Raw genomic sequence first — 22,346 nt, forward strand, 5'->3', positions numbered from 1 at the left:
CAGGAAAGCAATACACAAAACCATTCATGGTGCATCGAGGCGGCACGGTTGTGGATCCCCGGGAGCTTACATCAGTAAGTGACCGGGGTACGCAAGCGAAGCCAACAAAGATGCAGCATGAAGGATGAAGTGTATTTAGGCTTTACGTTCCGGCGCGCCATGCACCATGGTATAGGCGTAATCCACGCCCATACCGTAGGCGCCGCTATGTTCGCGCACCAAATCCATTACGGCGTCGTAGGTTTCTTTGCGGGACCAGTCACGCTGGTACTCAAGAAGAACCTGTTGCCAGGTTACGGGGACTGCGCCCGCCTGCACCATCCGGTCAATAGAACGCTCGTGGGCATCCACAGACGTGCCGCCGGACGTGTCGGTCACCACATACACTTCATAACCCGCTTCCAGCGCCATCAGCGCCGGGAAGGTCAGGCAGACTTCGGTCCACAGCGCGGAGATAATCAATTTTTTGCGTCCGGTCGCTTCCACGGCTTTCACAAACGCCGCATCTTCCCAGGAGTTCATAGACGTGCGTTCAATAGGCTTCACATCGGGGTGAACCGCTAACAATTCCGGCCAGATATAGCCGCTAAAACTTTTTGTTTCCACAGAGGTATAAATCACTGGAACATTAAATATCTTGCCGGCTTTCGCTAATGCCACAGTATTATTTTTCAAAGTCTGGCGATCAATATTTGCCACACCAAATGACATTTGCGGCTGATGATCAATAAAAATCAGCGTAGAGTTTTGAGGGTCAATCAGTTCCCGAATAGACATAACACACCTTCTTAATCAATAAGTTAAAAGGCAACGGTCTGTATCTGCCGTCAGCAGCAGGATCCTGAATCAGAAAGCTTGTTGAGTATAGCGGGAAATTTCTAACGAGTTATTAAAGAAAACTAACCATCCTGTGAAACTATTAATTCTGTGTTGCGATATATCCTAAACAACATCAAAAAAATGCGCATGACTCATCTAATTTATTCACTGGCATTGTTTTTCTTCATTCGGTACAACAGAGGAGTTTATTTTTCAGGATATTTTCTGCTTATGCGCATCAATCTGGATGTTTTGCTCATCCTCGACGCACTCGACAAACAGGGTTCATTTGCCGCAGCAGCCGAATCGCTGTTTAAAACCCCTGCGGCACTCAGCTATATGATTCAGAAGCTGGAAAGCGATTTGAATATTGAGCTGCTTGACCGCTCCGGGCACCGGGCGAAATTTACCGACACCGGGCTGATGATGCTGGAAAAGGGACGTTTGCTGCTGAGTGCGGCCAAAGATCTCGAAAAGCAGGCGGTACAGCTGAGTTCAGGCTGGGAAAAAGAGCTGGCAATCGCGCTGGACGACTCTTTTCCTTTCGCCACGCTGCTGCCCATTATTGATGAATTTCACGCGCTGAATAAGCAAACCCGGCTGAGTTTTACCCACCATACGCTGGCAGGCTCCTGGGAGGAACTGACCCATAATGGCGCAGACATCATTCTGGGGGCGATTAATGAACCGCCAACGTCAGCCGCCTGGTCCTACAAAATGCTCGGCACGCTGGATAATGTATTTGTCGTGGCACCCGAACATCCGCTGGCCGCCGCGCCAGATGGCCTGACAAACGAACAGCTGTGCCTGCATCGGGCCATTGTTATCAGCGACAGCGCCCGCTTTTGCCATCCGCTGCAAACCAATCTGATGGACGAGCAGGCGCAGATTCGCGTCGATGACTTCCACAGTAAGGTGATGTTACTGCGAGCCGGCATGGGCTGCGGATTTCTTCCCCGCCACATTGCCAGCCCGTGGCTTGCCACAGGCGAACTGGTGGAAAAAACGGTCATCTCATTTCGCCAAAAAGATGTGGCCTATATGGCATGGCGTAACAGCCGCGACGGGCTGGCGCAGCGCTGGTGGCGAGAAACGCTGCTGGCGAGCCCGGAGATTGCGCGCTTGTATCAATGACCGATCCACACCGTGGCGGAGATCGCCGGCAGCGTCAGGATATCGTCAGCGAGCAGGCCGTTACCCTCTTTGTGCTGCCATTGAGCGACACGCAGTAGTGGCGAGGCTGGCAGGACCACTTCACAGGCCTGACCACGGTTAATCGCCACCAGCACGCGCTGGCGGTTGAGCACCCGCACAAACACGACCACGTTATCTTCGGCGTAAATCACCTGACAACCGCCATGGCGTAACGCCTGGCTTTGATGGCGTAATTTTGCCAGCCGCTGATACAGCTCAAGCAAATGAGTGTCCTGTTTTTCAGGTTGCCACGGGAACGGCTTACGACAGAACGGGTCGTTATTACCGTCCAGCCCCACCTCGTCACCGTAATAAATACAAGGCACGCCAGGCCAGGTAAACAGCCATACCACCGCCAACGGTAAACGCGCCACGTCTTTGCCAAGCAAGGATTTAAAACGGGCGGTATCGTGGCTGTCGAGCTGATTGAACATCCGCAGTTGCTGCTGATGCGACAGACCCGCGCGGTAGTTATCCATCCACGCCATACAGGTTTGGGCATCAATAGATTGCGGGTCGTAGGAGATATCCGTATTGGCCAGAAATCCCCAGATGGGGAAAGTAAAACCGCGATAGTTCATGGCGGCATCTTCTGCATCCGCCTGCAACCACTGGCGCGCATCACCAAAATGTTCACCCACAACATACGCTTCAGGCTGGGTTTCTTTTGCCGCCTGCGTAATCCCCGCCACATGGTGCAGGTTGTTGCGCGCCCCGCCGCCCTCTCCCAGCATATGCACGACATCAAGACGCCAGCCGTCCATACTCCACGGTGCTTTCAGCCAGTGACGAACGATACTGTCTTCCCCACGATAAATCTCATTGACCAGGCTTTGCGAACAAAAATCCAGCTTGGGTAGGCTGGCATAGCCCAGCCAGTCAAGCGCCACACCGTCGGCAGAGAAATGATACCAGTCACGCCAGGGGGAGTGCGGGTTGTAACACGCCCCATCCGTCCCACGGTTATGCCGATCAAACCAGGGGTGTGAATCGCCGCTGTGGTTAAAGACACCGTCCAGAATCAGACGCATGCCCTGCTGTTGCGTGTTGTGACGCAAGCGCAGCAGCGCGTTGTCGCCGCCAAACTGTGGATCAACATGACGGTAATCTTCGGTATCGTATTTATGCACGCTCGGCGCGGTAAATACCGGGTTCAGATACAGCGCCGTCACCCCTAACGTTTTCAGATACGGCAGCTTTTCGCTGATGCCGTCTAAATCGCCGCCATAAAATGTCGATCCTCCGGCCTGAGCGGTCAGCGGTTCATCCCACTCGCGACGCACGATGTCATGCCCGGCTGCGTGGTGGTAATAGACGTTTGGAGCCGGCTCACGCGACTGGCTGCGGGCAAAGCGATCCGGGAAAATCTGATAGAAAATCTGGTCAGCTACCCACTGCGGACCGTTATCCGGCACATCAACAGCAAACTGCTCCAGACGCGCAGGCGGAAAACGGCTGAATCCCTGCGGTGTAAACCACAGCTGACGATCGGGCCACAATAATTTAAAGCTATAGCGCCGACGAGGTTGGCCGCTGGCAAGATCGATCGCCGCTCGCCACGCGGTCACGCCCGGCTGCGGCTGGCTGCGCAGCTTGTGCATGGAGAGCGAAATCTCTTCGTTATCGTTTTCTGCGCGTAGCGTCACCCGCTGAGGTGGATTTTCCCCGGCCAGCCACAGCGTAATTGTCAGTTGATCTTTGTTTTGCTTAACAAATGGGGCAACCGGAAGGTGCCAGGCGTTCAACATCACGTATCCCCTTTGATGAAAATGAAGCCACCTTGCCATAGCAAAGAGCAGGATCACTCATCATCTTAACGTTTATTAGGGGAGGAGTTCGGGGGAGGAGAAAATTGCCGGGCGACGCGACGCGTTACCCGGCAAAAAATTACTGTGCTTCAGCCAGTTGACGCTCGCGGCGGCGTTTAAATACCCACCCCACCAGCAGCAGGGCAATCCACGCGAAACCAACATACAGTGAAATGCGGGTATCCGGATGGTAGCCGATAAGCGCGATGATAAAGACGAGGAAAATCAGGCCAACAACGGTCGTTGTTACCCCACCAGGTACTTTAAATTTCAGCGCCTTGACCTCTTCCGGCGGCAGACGGCGGCGGAAGGCAATCTGCGACAGCAGGATCATAATCCACACCCACACCGTGGCGAAGGTCGCCAGTGAGGCGATCACCAGGAAGACGTTTTCCGGCATGATGTAGTTAAGATAAACCGCAAACAGCAGCGCGATAGTCATCACCATCACTGTGATCCATGGCACACCGCGACGCGACGTCTTGGCGAACATTTTTGGCGCACTGCCCTGCTCCGCCATACCATGCAGCATACGCCCCACGCCGAAGACGTCAGAGTTGATAGCCGACAGCGATGCGGTGAGAACCACAAAGTTGAGGATCCCGGCGGCAAAGGTAATGCCCATATGCTGGAACGTCAGGACGAACGGACTCCCGTCGGTGCCAACCTGGTTCCACGGGTAAATAGACATAATGACGAACAGCGTCCCCACGTAAAATACCAGGATACGCATCGGTACGGAATTGATAGCACGCGGAATAGATTTTTCCGGGTCTTTCGCTTCACCTGCAGTAATACCGATAATCTCTATCCCGCCGTAAGCGAACATCACCATTTGTAGCGACATCACCATGCCGAGCCAGCCGTTGCTAAAGAAGCCGCCGTTACTCCACAGGTTATGGATACCGGTAGGTTGACCGCCGTTGCCAATGCCCCAAATGATGATGCCGAACCCGGCGACAATCATGATGATAATAGTGGCGACTTTAAAGAACGAGAACCAGAACTCCAGCTCGCCAAACACCTTCACGCTCATCAGGTTGATGGCGCAAATAATCAGCACCACGCTGAGTACCCATATCCAGTGCGGTACCGCCGGGAACCAGACCCCCATGTAAATGCCGAAGGCAGTAACGTCGGCAATAGCGACAATCAGGATTTCAAAACAGTAGGTCCAGCCGGTAATGTAACCCGCCAACGGCCCGAGGTTTTCCTGCGCATAGCGCGAGAAAGAGCTGGCTGCAGGATTATGCACAGACATTTCGCCCAGCGCGCGCATGATGATATATGCCGCAGCGCCACCGATAATATAGGCCAGCAACACGCTCGGCCCCGCCATTTTGATCGCGTCGGCAGAGCCGTAAAACAGCCCGGTGCCAATTGCCGAACCTAATGCCATAAAGCGAATGTGCCGGGTGCTCAGCCCACGCTTTAGCTTGTTATTACTTTCCATCGATTCCTAACCTGTTAACACAATAAAAAAACCACGGGGCCATATTAATAGCCCCGTGGTTAAAACTTATTGTCAGTGATTAGTGCGCGCTGGAGGTCACTTGTCGACCCGCGGCGCGATCCCAGATAATTGCCAGGATCACCATCACGACTGTTGGCATCAACCACGCCAGCCCTTGTTCCGCCAGCGGTAAACGCTGGGTCCAGGCCGGTAACACGTCGCCAATTGCAGAAGCTTTAATGCCATCAAGGATACCAAAAATCAGGCTGATAAACATCGCAGGTGCAATGACGCGGGAAGAATTATGCCACCATGAGCGGGTAAAACTTAATACAACCAGTGCGATACATGGCGGATAGATAGCCGTCAGCACCGGAATAGAGATCTGAATCAGATGGCTCAGCCCCAGGTTAGAGACCACCATTGAGAAGCCGCCGAGGATAAATACCAGCGTACGATAAGACAGTGGAACGTACTGGGCAAAGAACTCTGCGCACGCGCAGGTCAGGCCAACCGCAGTCACCAGACAGGCGATGAAAATCAGCGCCGCCAGCAGGAAGCTTCCTGCGCCGCCAAAGGTGTGCTGAACATACGCATGCAGAATCGCCGCGCCGTTAGCTGACTGATCGACCAGAATTGCGCTATCGGAGCCCAGACGGAACAACGCAAGGTACAGCAGCGTTAAGCCCACACCCGCCATCAAACCAGCCCAAACGGTGTAACGGGTCAGCAGACGCGACTCGGTAACGCCACGCGAGCGGGCGGCGTTAACAATAACAATACCAAATACCATCGCGCCCAGCGTATCCATGGTCAGATAACCATTTACGAAACCATTCGAAAATGCTGCGGTTTGATAGGCTTCCATCGCATTGCTGATCGGGCCTGCCGGCCAGACAATCGCGGCGACAGACAGTACCACCAGCGCAAGGATTTTCAGCGGAGCAAGGAAGTTGCCGACGGTATCCAGCAGTTTGCCTGGATACAGCGACACCAAAATAACAATCGCAAAATAGACCACGCTGTAGATGAACAGCGGCAGTGCAGAGTCACCGGTCAGCGGCGCAATCCCGACTTCGAAAGAGACCGTTGCGGTACGCGGCGTCGCGAACAATGGACCAACCGCCAGATAGCAGACGGTAGCCAGCAGCAACCCAGCAACCTTACCGATAGGCGTACTCAGGCTGTCCACACCGCCACCGACTTTCGCCAGCGCGACAACGGTAAGTACCGGAAGACCAACGGCGGTAATCAAAAAGCCAAAAGCCGCAGTCCAGACGTGTTCGCCTGCCTGCAAACCAACCATTGGGGGGAAGATGATGTTACCTGCACCAACGAACAGTGCAAATGTCATAAATCCCAAAGCGATAATATCGCGCGATTTTAACTGATGGGTCATAAAGTCTTACAGCCTGTGGATGTGGTGTTGAAAATAATAAATTTTTGCCTTTCCCTGGGGGACAATACAGCGGCATTTTTGCTCAATTCCAGCGGGAAACACTCCCGACCTGGCGCGGCGAAGAATAGTTTTTCGATTTACCGCGTAAATGCAGTCGGTATGACAGCATCTGGAGCGCAATTTAAACGCTTATAACGTTTTAAAGCAAGGTGGGATCCAAAAACCAGAACAATATAGCGATATGAAAAATGCAGTTAGCACAAAAAACCATTTCATGGAAAAAGGTATGGGTAATAGTTCGAACAAAAAACAATCAAACGTCGCAAAATTCAGGATGTAACTATTGACCACATAAAAAAACCAGCTCGCGCTGGCTTTTGGAAAGATTATCTTACGAATACGGGTTAATCGTTACTTTTGGCCATTAAACGTTCCGGGATGACGAAACTAAATCGCGTCCCTTTGCCTGGCGTACTTTCGATATTCAGGCGGCTATCGTGATGTTGCAGAGCATGTTTCACGATGGCCAGACCCAGTCCACTCCCGCCCGTTTGTCGGGATCGCGCTTTGTCCACGCGATAGAAGCGTTCGGTCAAACGAGGAATATGCTCCGCAGCAATACCAGGCCCATTGTCCTCGACGCTAAATTCCGCCCCAGAGGCAACATGCTGCCAGCGCACGGTGATGTGCGTACCCGCGGGGGTATGGTTCACCGCGTTATACACAAGATTCGAAATCGCGCTACGCAGTTGCTCCTCATTTCCCCGCACGCTCAGGTGGCTATCAATATCAAAAGTAAACGTATGATTATTCTGACTCAGCGTGTGCGCCTCGTGTTCAACCACGCGCAGCATCATCGGCACGTCCACCTTCTCATTAAGCAGTAGCGCTGGCGCGGCCTCTATTTTCGACAACGTCAGCAACTGCTTCACCAGCCCTTCCATGCGGTACGTTTGCTCACGCATGGTATGCAGCGCTTTTTCACGCGTCGTTCCTTCCAGCGGATGCTCCTGCATCATTTCCAGATAACCTTGTAGCACCGTCAGCGGCGTACGCAACTCATGGCTGGCGTTGGCGAAAAAGTTACGCCGCGAACCTTCCAGTTGGTGCATCTGGGTAACATCGCGCGCGACCATCAGCAATTGCTTATCGGTATAGGGCATCACGCGAATCTCCAGATGCCGTCCGGTATTGAGCACCAGATTGATTGGCCGACTAAAATCACGCGTTTTCAGATATTGCGTGAATTCCGGGTAGCGCAGCAGGTTAAGTATATTTTGCCCGCTATCGTCCGGCCAGCGCAGTCCCAGAACCTGCTGGGCCAGGCCGTTACACCAGAAAATGCCCCCCTCTTCAGTCGTCAACACCACCGCGTCGGGTAGCGATTCCGCCCCACTGCGAAAACGTTTAATCAGATTACCCAGTTCCCGACGGCGCTTTTTGTTGCGCAGCTGCATTTGATGCAGCCCATACAGCAACGGCTCCCAACTTCCGCGCCCCGGCGGCGGGGTCATGCTTCTGTCGACCCATAACCACCAGGACAAGCGTAATAAATTCCAGAAATGCCAGACAAGCAGGCCGGTTACCGACGCCAGCAAAAACCAGGGCAGGTAACCAAAAAAAGCGCTAAGGATAAACGCCGGTATGCAGCAGAGGATCAGCTCCAGTACCAGCCTTTTCCATGACAATCGTTCTAGCAAACGTCTTACTCCATTAACAGCCTAATCCGTCAGGCCCCTATTCATGTTAGTCAGAAGCGGGTCGAAAAACGATATCCCGTCCCACGAACCGTCTGCACCATACGATCATGTCCACTGTGCTCCAGCGCTTTACGCAAGCGGCGGATATGCACATCCACTGTCCGGTCTTCCACGTACACATTGGTACCCCAGACATGATTGAGTAATTGCTCACGGCTATAGACGCGTTCAGGGTGGGTCATAAAGAAGTGCAACAGTTTGAATTCTGTCGGCCCCATATCCAATGGATCCTCGCCGGTCATCACGCGATGCGAGGTTGGGTCAAGGCTCAGCCCCTGCATCTCAATAACCTCTTCCACCGCCATGGGGGAAATACGACGCAGAACAGCTTTAATACGCGCCACCAGCTCCTTGGGAGAAAACGGCTTGGTAATATAATCATCCGCGCCCGTTTCCAGACCCCGTACACGATCTTCCTCTTCTCCCCTCGCCGTCAGCATCATGACGGGAATATCCCGCGTCATCGCTTCGCGCTTGAGATGTTTAATAAACTGTAGGCCCGAGCCGCCGGGTAGCATCCAGTCAAGCAGGACGAGATCCGGCCAGGGTTCATTGAGTTGGTTCACAGCACTGTCATAGTCTTCGGCTTCTACGGTTTGAAAACCGTTTTGCTCGAGCACGAAGCAGACCATTTCACGAATTGGAGCTTCATCTTCTACGACCAGAATACGTCTCGCCATGATTTGCCCTGTTTATAATTAAATCGTTTGCCATCAATACGGTGCCATTATGCGTCAGTTTTATGACAGATTTATGAAAAGATAGTCCAGGTTTAACGCAGCCCCGCGAATTATGACAGCCCTTAAACAAGATATTACCGTCCTTGCAGGGTTATAATCCCCGCCACTGTTTTATCGTCATGGAACTCTTATGCGCATCCTTCACACGTCTGACTGGCATCTGGGCCAAAATTTCTACAGCAAGAGCCGCGCCGCTGAACATCAGGCCTTTCTCGACTGGCTGCTGGAAACGGCACAATCCCAGCAGGTGGATGCCATTATTGTGGCGGGCGATATTTTCGATACCGGCTCACCGCCAAGCTATGCCCGTGAGCTGTATAACCGTTTTGTCGTTAATCTGCAGCAAACCGGCTGTCATCTGGTGGTGTTGGCAGGTAACCACGACTCCGTCGCCACGCTCAACGAATCCCGCGATATTCTGGCGTTTCTCAATACCACAGTGATCGCCAGCGCTGGCCATGCGCCGCAGGTGCTGTCTCAACGCGACGGCACGCCGGGCGCGATCCTGTGTCCGGTGCCTTTTTTACGCCCGCGTGACATCATTACCAGCCAGGCCGGGCTAACGGGACAAGAGAAACAGCAGCATTTGCTATCGGCTATCACCGACTATTACCAACAGCAATATCATGACGCCTGTACGCTGCGCGGCGACCAGAATCTGCCCATCATTGCGACCGGGCATCTGACCACCGTTGGCGCCAGTAAAAGTGACGCTGTACGTGACATTTATATTGGTACGCTGGACGCCTTTCCGGCGCAAAACTTTCCACCCGCCGATTACATCGCGCTGGGACATATTCATCGGGCGCAGGTTATCGGCGGAACAGAGCATATTCGCTACTGCGGTTCGCCAATTGCGCTCAGTTTTGACGAGTGCGGCAAAAGCAAATGCGTCCATCTGGTGAGCTTCGAAAACGGCAAGCTGAGCGCTGTTGAACACCTCACCGTACCGGTCACCCAGCCGTTGGCGGTGCTGAAAGGTGATTTAGCCGCGATTACCGCCCAACTAGAGCAGTGGCGCGGTGTGCAGCAGGAACCGCCAGTCTGGTTAGATATCGAAATCACCACCGATGACTATCTGCACGACATGCAGCGTAAGATTCAGGCATTAACCGAAGATTTACCGGTAGAGGTGTTATTGGTGCGCCGTAGCCGGGAACAGCGCGAACGTATTATGGCGAATGAACGACGTGAAACGCTAAGCGAGCTGAGCGTGACGGACGTTTTTGCCCGTCGCCTGGCGCTGGAAGAACTCGAAGAATCGCAACGCGAGCGCCTGAATCAACTGTTTAGCACCACCTTACACACGCTTGCCGGGGAGACCGAAGCATGAAAATTCTCAGCCTGCGTTTGAAAAACCTCAATTCTCTGAAAGGAGAATGGAAAGTCGATTTCACGGCTGAGCCCTTTGCCAGCAATGGGCTGTTCGCCATCACGGGTCCAACGGGCGCGGGAAAAACCACCCTGCTGGACGCCATTTGTCTCGCGCTGTATCACGAAACGCCGCGGCTCAATACCGTGTCTCAATCGCAAAACGATCTGATGACCCGCGACACCGCCGAGTGTCTGGCCGAGGTCGAGTTCGAAGTCCGGGGCGAAGCCTATCGCGCATTCTGGAGCCAGAACCGCGCGCGCAATCAGCCTGAAGGCAACCTACAGGCTCCGCGCGTAGAACTTGCCCGCTGCGCCGACGGTAAAATCCTCGCCGATAAAGTCAAAGACAAGCTGGAAATGACCGCCGAACTTACCGGGCTGGATTACGGTCGTTTCACCCGTTCGATGCTGCTGTCTCAGGGGCAATTTGCCGCATTTCTAAATGCCAAACCGAAAGAGCGTGCCGAACTGCTGGAAGAGCTGACGGGGACTGAGATCTACGGCCAAATTTCCGCCATGGTGTTTGAAAAGCATAAAGCAGCGCGTACAGAGCTGGAAAAACTGCAGGCGCAGGCCAACGGCGTGGCACTGCTCGCTGCGGAGCAGGTGCAGTCCCTGACAGAGAGTTTGCAGGTACTTACTGACGAGGAAAAACAACACCTTGCAAGCCAGCAGACTCAGCAACAGCATCTCAACTGGCTCATTCGGCAAAATGAGCTACAGGCAGAAATCAACCGTCACCAACAGGCGTTACAGGCCGCAAAACAGGCGCAAGAAGACGCGCAGCCACAGCTGGCGGCGCTGAGTCTGGCACAACCGGCCAGAGCGTTACGCCCTCACTGGGAGCGAATCCAGGAACAAACGGCTACGATAGCGCGTACGCGGCAGAATATTCAGGAAGTGAATGCTCGCTTACAAAGCAGCTTAGCGCTGCGCGGGCGCATCCGTCAGCAGGCGCACACGCAGTCGACCGCCTTGCTCGCCGGACAACAGACGTTAATCGACTGGCTGAACGAACATGATCGCTTCCGCTTGTGGGGCAGCGAACTGGCTGGGTGGAAGGCCCTGCTGGCGCAACACTCCGACGCCAGCGCCCAGCTACGCCAGTGGCAGCAATTACGGGAAAACGACACGCGTAAACTGGATGCGCTGGCGCTTCCCACGCTGACACTTTCGCCGCAGGAGGTCACGGCGGCGCTGGCGCAACATGTGCAGCTCCGTCCGTTACGCCAACGTCTGAGCAATCTGCATGGGCAAATCGCCCCGAAGCAAAAGCAGCTGGCGCAGTTACGCGCGACGCTGGTGCAACGTCAGCAAGAGCTAACGCAGCGCAACGCGGTGCTTGCCGAAAAACGTCAGCGCTATAAAGATAAAAATCAGCAGCTTGCCGATGTGAGGATCATTTGCGAGCAGGAAGCCCGCATCAAAGATTTGGAAAGCCAGCGGGCATTATTGCAATCCGGCATGCCTTGTCCGCTGTGCGGCTCCACCACGCATCCGGCGATTGAGCGCTATCAAACGCTCGAACTGAGTGTTAATCAGGCACGACGTGAAGCACTGGAAAAAGAGGTTAAAACCCTGGCTGATGAGGGCTCAACGTTACGCGGTCAGCTTGAGGCCATAACCCAGCAACTCCAGCGCGATGAGCGTGAAGCACAGACGCTTTCTCAAGAGGAGCAAGCGCTTACTCAAGAGTGGCAGACAGTCACTACCAGCCTTAGCGTGACGCTGCAACCGCAGGATGATATCGCCCCGTGGTTTGCCGCCCAGGAAGAATACGAACAACAACTTCACCAGTTGAGCCTGCGTCATACCCTGCAGGCGCAAATCACGGCGCATACCGAGCAGATTACCCAGCTCCAGCAGCAAATTGACCAGCGCCAGGCGACGTTAACCGCCGAGCTGGCCCGCCATGGACTGTCCCTTCCTGCTGCAGATGACGCTAATTCGTGGCTGAGTGAGCGGGCGAGAGAAGCGCAAATGTGGCAGCAGCGCCAGAACGAACTCACCGAGTTACAGGCGCGAATAGCTCAGCTCACGCCGTTGCTGGAAACGCTGCCTGAGAGCGATACGCTGTCTGCAAGTACTGAGAATCTGTCGCTGGAAAACTGGCGACAGGTGCATGACGATTGCCTGTCTTTACAAGGCCAGTGGCAAACCTTGCAACAGCAGGAGGCGCAGGACCTACAGCGCGCCGCAGAAATTCAGGCACAGTTTGATGCCGCACTGCAGGCCAGCATCTTTGCCGATCGTGACGCCTTTGTTGCCGCACTGCTGGATGAAGAAACCTTTAGCCGTCTGGAGCAGTTAACGCAATCGCTGGAAAAGCAGCAGCAGCAGGCACAAACGCTGCTTAATCAGGCTCAGCAGGCGCTGGCGAGCCATCACCAGCAGTTGCCAACCGGGGCGGATCTCACGCTCACGGCACAACAGCTTCGCGACGCGCTGGCGCAGCTCACCCAGCAGCTACGGGAAAATACCACGCGTCAGGGCGAAATTCGCCAGCAGCTGAAACAGGATACTGAACATCGCCAGCAGCAGCAGGCGCTGATGCAGGAGATTGAAAACGTCACGCAGCAGGTTGAAGACTGGGGCTATCTGAATGCGCTGATCGGCTCGAAAGAGGGAGATAAATTCCGCAAGTTTGCCCAGGGACTGACACTGGATAACCTGGTGTGGCTTGCCAACAACCAACTCACTCGTTTGCATGGTCGCTATCTGTTAAAGCGTAAGGCCAGCGAAGCGCTGGAGCTGGAAGTGGTTGATACCTGGCAGGCCGATGCCGTGCGCGACACCCGTACGCTTTCCGGCGGCGAGAGCTTCCTCGTGAGTCTGGCGCTGGCGCTGGCGTTATCCGATTTGGTCAGCCACAAAACGCGAATTGACTCCCTGTTCCTCGATGAAGGTTTCGGCACGCTGGACAGCGAAACGCTGGATACCGCGCTGGACGCGCTGGATGCGCTGAACGCCACCGGCAAAACCATTGGAGTGATCAGCCACGTTGAAGCGATGAAAGAACGCATTCCGGTGCAGATCAAGGTTAAAAAAATCAACGGGCTGGGCTACAGCAAACTCGACAAGCTGTTTGCGGTGGGATCAGCATAAATCTCCAGGCCGGAGCTATCCGGCACAATATGTAGCACAATATTGCATACTCAAAGACGGATATGAAATGGCATTCCACTTCGCTTATCCGCAAGCTATCTCTGTTGGCGGCGAACGTTCGCCGCTATGACGCACATCCGGCGTCTTTCTTGTTGGCAGGTGGTATGAAAAAAGTCGTTTTCTCTTTAGCGCTGGGGACATTTGGGCTGGGCATGGCCGAGTTCGGCATCATGGGGGTACTCACCGAGCTGGCGCGGGACGTGGGCATTTCTATCCCGGCCGCTGGTCATATGATTTCGTTTTACGCCTTTGGCGTAGTGTTGGGCGCGCCGATTATTGCGCTCTTTTCCAGCCGCTTTTCGCTTAAGCATATTCTGCTGTTTCTGGTCACGCTGTGCGTGATTGGCAACGCCATCTTCACCCTTTCCTCCTCGTATTTTATGTTGGCGGTGGGCAGGCTGGTTTCCGGCTTCCCGCACGGCGCATTTTTTGGCGTTGGAGCTATTATTCTGTCGAAGCTGGCGCGCCCAGGAAAAGTCACCGCCGCCGTCGCGGGCATGGTTTCAGGGATGACCGTTGCCAATCTGATTGGCATTCCCGTCGGTACCTGGCTGAGCCAGGAATTTAGCTGGCGCTATACGTTCCTGCTGATTGCCGTCTTTAATATCGCCGTTATTGTCTCGATATCTTTTTGGGTGCCCAACATCAGCGATGAAGCGAAAGGGAATCTGCGCGAGCAATTTCACTTTTTGAAAAGCCCCGCCCCGTGGTTGATCTTTTCCGCCACCATGTTTGGCAACGCCGGGGTTTTCGCCTGGTTCAGCTACGTCAAGCCGTACATGATGTACATCTCCGGCTTTTCCGAGGCGCTGATGACCTTCATCATGATGCTGGTGGGATTGGGGATGGTATTAGGGAATCTGTTGAGCGGTCAGCTTTCTGGCCGCTATACGCCGCTGCGCATTGCGGTAATAACCGACTTCACCATTGTGCTGGTTCTGCTGCTGCTTTTTGTTTTTGGCGGTATCAAAGCCGCATCGCTGACCTTCGCCTTTATTTGCTGCGCGGGCCTGTTCGCCCTATCGGCGCCGCTGCAAATTTTGCTGCTGCAAAATGCCAAAGGAGGTGAACTACTGGGCGCGGCAGGCGGACAAATTGCCTTTAACCTCGGTAGCGCAATTGGCGCCTGGTGCGGCGGTATGATGCTGACGCTGGGCTTTGCCTACAACTATGTGACGCTGCCGGCTGCGTTGCTGTCGTTCTCCGCCATGTCATCGCTGCTGATTTACGGCTACCTGAAGCGCGGCGTGCAACAAGTTGCAGCCGCGACGTAAAACAGATTACGCCTGCGGCCACAGCCAGGCCGCACCGCGTACGCCGCTGGAGTCACCATGCAGCGCCTTGCGTAGGGGCGTTTCACACTCGCCGCCAAAGACAAATTGCTTCATCAACGTGGGAACGTTTTGATATAGCCTGTCGACATTACTCATTCCCCCACCCAGTACAATGACGTCCGGATCGAGAATATTCACCACATGCGCCAGCGATTTTGCCAGACGCAGCTCATAGCGGCTCAATGCCTGCTCCGCCACCGCATCCCGCACGTTAACCAGATCGATAATGTCGCTGCCCTTGAGCGACTTACCGCTCAGACGCTGGTAGTCGGTGGCAAAACCGGTCCCGGAAATAAAGGTTTCAATGCAGCCTTGCTTGCCGCAATAGCAGGGTACTTCCTGGCGATAACGCAGCTCATCTTCGTCCATCCACGGCAGCGGATTATGCCCCCACTCGCCCGCGGTACCGTTGCCACCCGTGTGCGCCCGACCATTCAACGCCACACCCGCGCCGCATCCGGTGCCAATAATTACCGCAAATACGGTTTGCGCCCCTGCCGCCGCGCCATCCACCGCTTCAGAAACCGCCAGGCAATTGGCATCATTCGCCAGGCGCACTTCACGGTTCAAACGCATACTTAAGTCTTTATCAAAGGGTTGCCCGTTAAGCCAGGTTGAGTTGGCATTCTTGACTACCCCAGTGTAAGGCGAAATTGAACCAGGGATCCCCATCCCCACGGTTCCCGTTTGCCCGGTAGCCTGCTCCGCCATCACCACCAGCGCAGCAATGGTTTCTATCGTTTGCTGATAATCCTCACGCGGTGTGGGCAGGCGATGGCGAAAAAGCTGCTCGCCTGCATCGCCAAGCGCAATAACTTCCGTTTTTGTACCGCCCAAATCGATACCTATACGCACTGTTTGCTCCTCTTCCCGATTAACAATGCAAGCATAGCGACAATTCGCTATCATGCCCGCTGGATTTAACGACAAGGCCGTGGAAATTATCATGCTGTGGTTCAAAAATTTAATGGTTTACCGTCTTAGCCGCGATGTTTCTTTGCGTGCCGAAGAGATGGAAAAACAGCTGGCATCAATGACGTTCACCCCTTGCGGTAGCCAGGATATGGCAAAAATGGGCTGGGTTCCGCCGATGGGATCGCACAGCGATGCATTAACGCATACCGCCAATGGCCAAATTATTATCTGCGCCCGCAAAGAAGAAAAAATTCTGCCGTCGCCGGTTATCAAACAGGCGCTGGAAGCCAAAATATTCAAACTGGAAGCTGAGCAAGGTCGCAAGCTTAAGAAGACCGAAAAAGACTCGCTGAAAGATGAAGTTCTGCACTCATTGCTGCCGCGCGCCTTTAGCCGCTTCAGCCAAACGATGATGTGGATCGACACCGTTAACGATCTGATCATGGTTGATTGTGCGAGCGCGAAGAAAGCGGAAGATACGCTGGCGCTGCTGCGTAAGAGCCTCGGCTCGCTGCCGGTCGTTCCGCTGACGATGGAAAACCCTATTGAGCTGACGCTAACCGAATGGGTTCGCTCCGGTACAACGGCGCAGGGCTTCCAGTTGCTGGATGAAGCAGAACTGAAAGCGATCCTTGAAGACGGCGGCGTGATCCGCGCGAAAAAACAGGATCTGGTCTGCGACGAAATCGCCGTACATATCGAAGCGGGCAAACTGGTCACCAAGCTGGCGCTGGACTGGCAGCAGCGCATTCAGTTCGTTATGTGTGACGACGGCTCGATTAAGCGTCTGAAGTTTAGCGACGAATTGCGCGATCAGAACGAAGATATTGACCGCGAGGACTACGCTCAGCGTTTTGATGCCGATTTCATCCTGATGACGGGCGAACTGGCGGCGCTGATTAAAAGTCTGGTAGAAGGATTAGGCGGCGAAGCGCAACGTTAAGCCGTGTTTACCGAATGGCGGCTCAATGTCGCCATTCGTCATTTTTACGCTTACAGGTAGCGGCAAAGATAGGATGTTGGCTCTGCCACCTGCAGATGAAACTCGCTGCTGCCTGGTACGTTAAACACGTCCCCTGCGGCATAGACTTTCCACTCAGTTTCCCCCGGCAGCAGCACGTTCAGTGCGCCGCTGACGACCGTCATCTCTTCAGGCGCCGCAGTACCAAAGGTGTATTCGCCTTCAGCCATCACGCCAACACTGGCACGGCCAGTACTGCTGCTGGTAAAACCGATGGATTTTACTTTGCCGGAAAAGTATTCATTACTTTGAAGCATACAACTGACCCTATCTTGTGATTAAGTTAACAACCAATATAGGGGGCTGGCGTTGCACCTGTCACGCAAAATTACGCAAGCAATTCCGAAGCCAGCCGGGCGATCAGCACATTGGACAGCAGAACCGGGACATCCAGCGATTTTTGCAGTAAATCGCGATGACGTTGATTAAAACCCAGACAATCCAGCATGATCACATCCGCGCCTTGCTCAAGCAATTCTTTACCGGCATCAATCAGTTGTTGTTCGGAACCGTGAATCGGATTCGCCACGGCATACACTGGCGGCGTTTGCAACACCTGCCATTTTTGCGTCTGGGCTTTAAGCAATTCCGTGACGGGGACAAGAACCCCGACCTGATGCCCTTCCACAATCGAGGCGACCAGTGGAGGAATTATACGTAAAGGTTCCAGTAACATACTCTTACGGGCGGTCAGGCGGGCAATTGAGGCCGTACTCATCAGCAGGATCACGTCAAAGCCCTGATTATCGAGTACTTCTACGATACCTTGTAGTGATCGTTCCACTTTCTGGCGCGAAACATGGGCAAGCTGATGGTCGCTGAGCAGCGTTAAAAGCGGCTCGTCACCGGGAGAGACGCCGTACTCGGCCATCACATCCTCTCGCCGCATCTGCCCCAGCAGACTGTGGTGAGTGATGTGCTGCTCATCGATATATTCCGTCAGGAGCGGTAACACCTCACGCATCGGCACCACGCCAATCGTGAGGATAGCCAACGACGTACCCATTTTTTGCTCCACCGTCTTCTTACTTTGCTGTGAATTCCCGAATAATTGCCGGGCGCTGACCTGCGCTACAAACGCTCAAAAGCGTAGCAGCAGATCGGCGGTGTATTTTGTAAAGATTCCAAATCATTCCAGTACTGTATTGTTATTGTTTAATTTTCAATTTTTACTGTATACGGCGATATTTAAAAAAATGTGATGTACGCCCGTCCTGGCACTTTTCAGACTCGTGCCAGGACGGTGCTTAATATCAGTCTTTATCGGGATCTTCGTAGCGTTTTTTAGCATCCATGGCTTCCTGAGCGGAAGGATGCTCACTGATCAGCGAATTCGGTTCCGGGTGATCGGCGCGAAGTTGATACCAGGTTACCGTCTGGCCTGGCGTCCCCTTTTCAACGGTAACAATGGTTGCTTGACGCGGATAAGGTGGTTTTGTCGGCATAGCTCTTCCTTTTGTCTGAATGAGCTTTAAGTATAGACACCACCCTGTAAGCGTGGCGCTGCCTGCGACAGTATCCCAAAAATGTCGTCCACCACCTGCGAAGGCGGATTGGTCGCATCAACAATATAATGCGCCGCTGCACGGTACAGAACATCACGCTGGGCAAGCACTTCTTCTACTTCTTCAGTCAGCGGCTTGCCGGTTAAGGTTGGGCGCAACCCCTCTTCAGGCGTAGCCTCCAGACGCTCAACCAGTACCGATACCGGCGCGCTTAAATAGATAACCACACCGTGGCTACGCATATAATGACGATTAAATTCGGTCAGAATGATGCCGCCACCGGTCGCAACAACCGTTGTCGGAGCCGTGACGGCCTGCAGAGCGGTCGTTTCCTGGGCACGAAACCCTTCCCATCCTTCTCTTTCGACGATTTCCGCTACGGTCATCTGCACGTGCGACTGCAACCAGCGATCGGTATCAACGAACTGGTAATCGATGGCCTTCGCCAGCGCCATACCGATTGTCGTTTTACCACACCCCCGGGGGCCAACAAGAAAAAGAGGTTGCGTCATCACAGAATTTCCCCAGAGAACCGCCGACGAGCGGGATCTGATGCAATTAAAGATATAATCATATCACCAAACTAGTACACCACCAAATCGTAAAGAAAAAATTACACAAACAGTGATGGTGTCAATTAAACCCTACTATAACAAGAATTCACACGGATGAAAGTGTAAAAAATAAATTACAGATACTATTTTCTGCGCTGAACTTCCAGCCACCACTTATCCAGCTCAGCCGCAAAATGCTGCCGGTCGCGGGGAGAAAGGCTATCCGGTCCCCCGGTCTGGATGCCGCTGGCGCGTAGCGTATCCATAAAATCACGCATCATCAGACGTTCGCGGATCGTCGCTTCGGTATAACGTTCGCCGCGTGGATTAAGCGCAGCCGCCCCTTTTTCAATGGCTTCAGCAGCCAACGGAATATCCGCCGTGATCACTAAATCACCGGCGCTACATTGTCGTACAATCTCGTTATCAGCAACGTCAAACCCGGCGGGAACGCGTAATGTACGGATAAAACGCGAAGACGGGACGCGCAAATTCTGGTTCGCCACCAGAATAAGCGGCATCTGCATGCGCTCAGAGGCGCGGTATAAAATTTCTTTAATCACGTTCGGACACGCGTCGGCATCCACCCATATTGTCATAATCTCTCCCCACTCGTGTGTAATCGCGCATTGTCTCGTGCTTTTACTTGCAGGCAAAGTGCTGTTTCTCCTTCTGCACATATTCATTCCGCGCTAAGCTTAGCTTTCCCAGATTTACCCTAAATAATTCGGGTTGCAGGCAGGCGGCAAGAGAGTGAGTCCCGATGAGCTTACTCTGGTAAGTGATTCGGGTGAGCGAACGCAGCCAACGCACATGCAACTTGAAGTATGACGGGTATAAAACAATGAATATCATCCATAGGGAGTGACAAGATGGACAAAAAAATTGGTTTTATCGGCTGCGGTAATATGGGCAAAGCAATTCTTGGCGGCATGATCGCCAGCGGCCAGGTTCTCCCGGGACAAATCTGGGTCTATACCCCTTCCCCCGATAAAGTCGCTGCGTTGCACGACCAGTATGGCATTAATGCAGCGCAGTCTGCGCAAGAAGTCGCGCAAATCGCCGACATTGTTTTTGGGGCCGTAAAACCAGGCATCATGATTAAGGTACTGAGTGAAATCACCTCCAGCCTGAACAAAGACTCTCTGGTTGTCTCGATTGCCGCTGGTGTTACCCTCGATCAGCTCGCCCGTGCGCTGGGTCATGATCGCAAAATCATTCGCGCAATGCCTAATACCCCGTCACTGGTTAATGCCGGAATGACCTCCGTCACGCCGAACGCCTTAGTAACGCCGGAAGATACGGCCGACGTACTGAATATCTTCCGCTGCTTTGGCGAAGCCGAAGTGATTGCAGAATCGATGATTCACCCGGTTGTCGGCGTCAGCGGTTCTGCGCCGGCCTATGTCTTTATGTTTATCGAAGCGATGGCGGACGCCGCCGTGCAAGGCGGTATGCCCCGTGCGCAGGCTTATAAATTCGCAGCGCAAGCGGTAATGGGCTCGGCAAAAATGGTGTTGGAAACGGGTAAACATCCTGGGGAACTGAAGGATATGGTGTGCTCGCCAGGCGGAACCACTATCGAAGCGGTACGCGTCCTGGAAGAACGCGGTTTTCGTTCATCAGTGATTGAAGCGATGGTTAAGTGCATGGAACAGTCAGAAAAACTCAGCCGATCCTGAGTTAATATCACCGGACGTCAGGCCGCCGCTTCGGTGCGGTTACGTCCGGAATTCTTTGCTTTATAAAGCGCCATATCCGCCGATTTTAACCATTCCCGATAATGCTCAGTTTCAGAAGTCAGCGGCGCTACGCCAACGCTAATACGTAAGGCGACCTGCGGAGCGCAGGATAAACGCAACTGACTAAGTCGTTCATGCACGCGCGACATGGCCGCAATTGCGCTGGTTGCGGGCGTACCGCACATAATCACCGCAAATTCATCACCACCAAAACGGCCAATCACATCGCTACCGCGTAAAGTCATCTGCAACTGGCGGGTCAGCGCGACAATAGCCTGATCCCCGACGTCATGACCCCAGGTATCATTGATGCTCTTGAAATGGTCGATATCAATAATAAGCAACGTGGCATCACGCTGATAGCGGCGGCAATTATCAAATTCATTACGTAGTAATAACTCCCAATGACGTCGGTTATAAACGCCGGTCATCCCATCTCGCGTACTCATCACCTGTAAGCGGCGTTTATGTTCCGCCAGCTTGATGATCGTCTGATAGCTGACCCAGGCAAACAGCAGCGGGTACATCACCAGTACCGGCAGTGATAACATCACGCTCAGTTGACTGCTGCTAACAGCGACGGGAATATCGGTTAACTGTAACGTCACCAGGCATGACACCGCCATCAACACGACGCCCGCGAGGAATACTCGCATTCCCCCTGCGCCCATCAGGTTGATGCAAGTAATCATGAGCAGCGCCGTGGACGGCAACAGGTTTGCCCCCATAATTCCCAGCCACATTCCGGCGAGGATGGCATCGGCTTTTAAATTGGTAAATTCACTATGCAGAGGATCGTCTGCTTTACTTGCCAACTGCCAGGCAAGATGTGGCCAGACAAATGCCCATCCCACCAGTAACAGCCACCAGCCTCCAGTAATAGGCTGGGAAACTAATACCGACGCGATAGGGAAAAACATCCCCCCCAATCCCACCGCTCGCGGCAGCCTGATCCGTCGGGCAAATCGCAGACCGGAACGTTGGTGGTCGTTTTGATGAAGTGATATAAACGCTTCATCCGCGACGACCTTCTTTTGGAAAAAGTTTGCATCATTCATCGTATTTGGGAACATTCTGAAACAAATTTCCCAAATTATAGGTAGGGGTCTGCTGGCGGGAGTATGAAATTTCGGGTGAGCGTTTTTACCTGCTCACCCGTAAGTGCTACGCAGCTTTTTTCAGGCAAGCGCTCATAAACTTGTTACGATCGTCGCCTTTCAGTGACTGCTCCGTCGCCTTGACGTTGCATTCACGCATCTTCTGCTGCTGGGGGGTTAAACTCTTTTCCTCAGGCGCAGATTTGCTGTTTTTCAGGCAATCACTCATATACGTCTTTCGCGCATCCCCTTTTAAAGCCTGCGCAGTTGCCTGCTGATTGCAGGTGGTCATACGCTGTTGTTGCGGGGTTAACGTCTTCTCGGCAGCACCGACGGTAGTTAAAAAAACCAGTCCAAAGAGCAGCGTCATTAATAATGTAATTTTCATAGCACCATCCTTTTCTGAACGACGACACACAGGTAAGTTTGGCTGCTAACGATAAAAATACCACCCGGCGGCAAAACT

At 53.5% G+C, this 22,346-nt stretch carries 20 protein-coding genes; 6 read left to right on the forward strand and 14 right to left on the reverse strand.

Annotation, left to right across the window (positions count from 1 at the left end; translation table 11 throughout):
- Positions 1 to 135: 135 nt before the first annotated feature.
- Entirely contained in the window at positions 136 to 777 is a 642-nt protein-coding gene (locus AC534G_RS19310; RefSeq protein WP_003021513.1) for a hydrolase, read from the reverse strand.
- Between the two features lie 273 nt (positions 778 to 1,050).
- Here AC534G_RS19310 and AC534G_RS19315 point away from each other — a divergent pair, with 273 nt between their 5' ends.
- Entirely contained in the window at positions 1,051 to 1,953 is a 903-nt protein-coding gene (locus AC534G_RS19315) for a LysR family transcriptional regulator (protein ID WP_085047650.1), read from the forward strand.
- Here AC534G_RS19315 and malZ read toward each other — a convergent pair.
- From malZ to phoB, 5 genes are all read right to left on the reverse strand, one after another.
- Positions 1,947 to 3,761, reverse strand: a complete 1,815-nt coding sequence (gene malZ / locus AC534G_RS19320) for a maltodextrin glucosidase (protein WP_110498644.1) — start codon at positions 3,759 to 3,761, stop codon at positions 1,947 to 1,949. The genes AC534G_RS19315 and malZ overlap by 7 nt on opposite strands.
- A gap of 139 nt (positions 3,762 to 3,900) precedes the next feature.
- Complete coding sequence (proY, locus tag AC534G_RS19325) at positions 3,901 to 5,274, reverse strand: proline-specific permease ProY (protein ID WP_110498645.1); 1,374 nt, start codon at positions 5,272 to 5,274, stop codon at positions 3,901 to 3,903.
- A 79-nt stretch (positions 5,275 to 5,353) separates the two neighbouring features.
- A complete protein-coding gene (gene brnQ / locus AC534G_RS19330) occupies positions 5,354 to 6,673 on the reverse strand; it encodes a branched-chain amino acid transporter carrier protein BrnQ (protein ID WP_038638153.1) in 1,320 nt (439 codons plus the stop codon).
- A gap of 404 nt (positions 6,674 to 7,077) precedes the next feature.
- Entirely contained in the window at positions 7,078 to 8,373 is a 1,296-nt protein-coding gene (gene phoR, locus AC534G_RS19335) for a phosphate regulon sensor histidine kinase PhoR (RefSeq protein WP_069323942.1), read from the reverse strand.
- A 50-nt stretch (positions 8,374 to 8,423) separates the two neighbouring features.
- Positions 8,424 to 9,113, reverse strand: a complete 690-nt coding sequence (phoB, locus tag AC534G_RS19340; RefSeq protein ID WP_069323941.1) for a phosphate response regulator transcription factor PhoB — start codon at positions 9,111 to 9,113, stop codon at positions 8,424 to 8,426.
- Positions 9,114 to 9,303: 190 nt separating this feature from the next.
- On the opposite strand from phoB, the gene sbcD reads away from it, so the two are divergent.
- The 3 genes from sbcD (at position 9,304) to araJ (ending at position 14,986) form a co-directional block, all read left to right on the forward strand.
- Positions 9,304 to 10,506 (forward strand): exonuclease subunit SbcD, encoded by a 1,203-nt coding sequence (sbcD, locus tag AC534G_RS19345; protein ID WP_069323940.1) that lies wholly within the window; start codon positions 9,304 to 9,306, stop codon positions 10,504 to 10,506.
- Entirely contained in the window at positions 10,503 to 13,652 is a 3,150-nt protein-coding gene (gene sbcC, locus AC534G_RS19350) for an exonuclease subunit SbcC (protein WP_110498647.1), read from the forward strand. The genes sbcD and sbcC overlap by 4 nt, the downstream gene beginning before the upstream one ends.
- A 164-nt stretch (positions 13,653 to 13,816) precedes the next feature.
- On the forward strand, positions 13,817 to 14,986 hold the full coding sequence (gene araJ, locus AC534G_RS19355; protein WP_110498848.1) for an MFS transporter AraJ: 1,170 nt from the start codon (positions 13,817 to 13,819) through the stop codon (positions 14,984 to 14,986).
- Between the two features lie 6 nt (positions 14,987 to 14,992).
- Here the strand turns inward: araJ and mak are convergent, their stop codons facing one another.
- Positions 14,993 to 15,901: a fructokinase gene (gene mak, locus AC534G_RS19360; protein WP_110498648.1), complete on the reverse strand. Its 909-nt coding sequence runs from the start codon at positions 15,899 to 15,901 to the stop codon at positions 14,993 to 14,995.
- A gap of 91 nt (positions 15,902 to 15,992) precedes the next feature.
- On the opposite strand from mak, the gene rdgC reads away from it, so the two are divergent.
- Positions 15,993 to 16,904, forward strand: a complete 912-nt coding sequence (rdgC, locus tag AC534G_RS19365; protein ID WP_003021479.1) for a recombination-associated protein RdgC — start codon at positions 15,993 to 15,995, stop codon at positions 16,902 to 16,904.
- 50 nt (positions 16,905 to 16,954) lie between these two features.
- Here rdgC and ppnP read toward each other — a convergent pair whose 3' ends face one another.
- The 5 genes from ppnP to AC534G_RS19390 all read right to left on the reverse strand — a co-directional run bounded on the left by ppnP (position 16,955) and on the right by AC534G_RS19390 (position 19,640).
- The gene (ppnP, locus tag AC534G_RS19370) at positions 16,955 to 17,239 is read right to left on the reverse strand and encodes a pyrimidine/purine nucleoside phosphorylase (RefSeq protein ID WP_038638136.1); all 285 of its coding nucleotides are present in this window, start codon (positions 17,237 to 17,239) and stop codon (positions 16,955 to 16,957) included.
- A 71-nt stretch (positions 17,240 to 17,310) separates the two neighbouring features.
- Entirely contained in the window at positions 17,311 to 17,988 is a 678-nt protein-coding gene (locus tag AC534G_RS19375; protein ID WP_038638130.1) for an AroM family protein, read from the reverse strand.
- A gap of 247 nt (positions 17,989 to 18,235) precedes the next feature.
- The gene (gene yaiA / locus AC534G_RS19380) at positions 18,236 to 18,427 is read right to left on the reverse strand and encodes a protein YaiA (RefSeq protein ID WP_038638127.1); all 192 of its coding nucleotides are present in this window, start codon (positions 18,425 to 18,427) and stop codon (positions 18,236 to 18,238) included.
- A gap of 26 nt (positions 18,428 to 18,453) precedes the next feature.
- Positions 18,454 to 18,999, reverse strand: coding sequence for a shikimate kinase AroL (gene aroL, locus AC534G_RS19385; protein WP_110498649.1), 546 nt, complete (start codon positions 18,997 to 18,999; stop codon positions 18,454 to 18,456).
- Between the two features lie 185 nt (positions 19,000 to 19,184).
- Positions 19,185 to 19,640, reverse strand: coding sequence for a YaiI/YqxD family protein (locus tag AC534G_RS19390; RefSeq protein ID WP_038638120.1), 456 nt, complete (start codon positions 19,638 to 19,640; stop codon positions 19,185 to 19,187).
- 273 nt (positions 19,641 to 19,913) lie between these two features.
- On the opposite strand from AC534G_RS19390, the gene proC reads away from it, so the two are divergent.
- Positions 19,914 to 20,723 carry a pyrroline-5-carboxylate reductase gene (gene proC, locus AC534G_RS19395; protein ID WP_038638118.1) on the forward strand — a complete coding sequence of 270 codons (810 nt, stop codon included), beginning with the start codon at positions 19,914 to 19,916 and terminating at the stop codon, positions 20,721 to 20,723.
- A 17-nt stretch (positions 20,724 to 20,740) separates the two neighbouring features.
- On the opposite strand, the gene adrA is transcribed toward proC, so the two are convergent.
- A complete protein-coding gene (gene adrA / locus AC534G_RS19400) occupies positions 20,741 to 21,856 on the reverse strand; it encodes a diguanylate cyclase AdrA (RefSeq protein ID WP_074458499.1) in 1,116 nt (371 codons plus the stop codon).
- Between the two features lie 91 nt (positions 21,857 to 21,947).
- Positions 21,948 to 22,268 carry a phosphate starvation-inducible protein PsiF gene (gene psiF, locus AC534G_RS19405; RefSeq protein ID WP_038638114.1) on the reverse strand — a complete coding sequence of 107 codons (321 nt, stop codon included), beginning with the start codon at positions 22,266 to 22,268 and terminating at the stop codon, positions 21,948 to 21,950.
- Between the last annotated feature and the right edge of the window lie 78 nt (positions 22,269 to 22,346).

This window comes from Citrobacter sp. CRE-46 (assembly GCF_059615875.1).

Bases quoted from the DNA above. Each gene is read 5' to 3' on its own strand.
- araJ (WP_110498848.1), top strand. From the start codon at position 13,817: ATGAAAAAAGTCGTTTTCTCTTTAGCGCTGGGGACATTTGGGCTGGGC.
- rdgC (WP_003021479.1), top strand. From the start codon at position 15,993: ATGCTGTGGTTCAAAAATTTAATGGTTTACCGTCTTAGCCGCGATGTT.
- proC (WP_038638118.1), top strand. From the start codon at position 19,914: ATGGACAAAAAAATTGGTTTTATCGGCTGCGGTAATATGGGCAAAGCA.
- AC534G_RS19390 (WP_038638120.1), bottom strand. From the start codon at position 19,640: ATGACAATATGGGTGGATGCCGACGCGTGTCCGAACGTGATTAAAGAA.
- yaiA (WP_038638127.1), bottom strand. From the start codon at position 18,427: ATGCCGACAAAACCACCTTATCCGCGTCAAGCAACCATTGTTACCGTT.
- phoB (WP_069323941.1), bottom strand. From the start codon at position 9,113: ATGGCGAGACGTATTCTGGTCGTAGAAGATGAAGCTCCAATTCGTGAA.
- AC534G_RS19315 (WP_085047650.1), top strand. From the start codon at position 1,051: ATGCGCATCAATCTGGATGTTTTGCTCATCCTCGACGCACTCGACAAA.
- malZ (WP_110498644.1), bottom strand. From the start codon at position 3,761: ATGTTGAACGCCTGGCACCTTCCGGTTGCCCCATTTGTTAAGCAAAAC.
- adrA (WP_074458499.1), bottom strand. From the start codon at position 21,856: ATGTTCCCAAATACGATGAATGATGCAAACTTTTTCCAAAAGAAGGTC.
- AC534G_RS19375 (WP_038638130.1), bottom strand. From the start codon at position 17,988: ATGGGTACGTCGTTGGCTATCCTCACGATTGGCGTGGTGCCGATGCGT.
- sbcD (WP_069323940.1), top strand. From the start codon at position 9,304: ATGCGCATCCTTCACACGTCTGACTGGCATCTGGGCCAAAATTTCTAC.
- brnQ (WP_038638153.1), bottom strand. From the start codon at position 6,673: ATGACCCATCAGTTAAAATCGCGCGATATTATCGCTTTGGGATTTATG.
- proY (WP_110498645.1), bottom strand. From the start codon at position 5,274: ATGGAAAGTAATAACAAGCTAAAGCGTGGGCTGAGCACCCGGCACATT.
- aroL (WP_110498649.1), bottom strand. From the start codon at position 18,999: ATGACGCAACCTCTTTTTCTTGTTGGCCCCCGGGGGTGTGGTAAAACG.
- ppnP (WP_038638136.1), bottom strand. From the start codon at position 17,239: ATGCTTCAAAGTAATGAATACTTTTCCGGCAAAGTAAAATCCATCGGT.
- sbcC (WP_110498647.1), top strand. From the start codon at position 10,503: ATGAAAATTCTCAGCCTGCGTTTGAAAAACCTCAATTCTCTGAAAGGA.
- psiF (WP_038638114.1), bottom strand. From the start codon at position 22,268: ATGAAAATTACATTATTAATGACGCTGCTCTTTGGACTGGTTTTTTTA.
- AC534G_RS19310 (WP_003021513.1), bottom strand. From the start codon at position 777: ATGTCTATTCGGGAACTGATTGACCCTCAAAACTCTACGCTGATTTTT.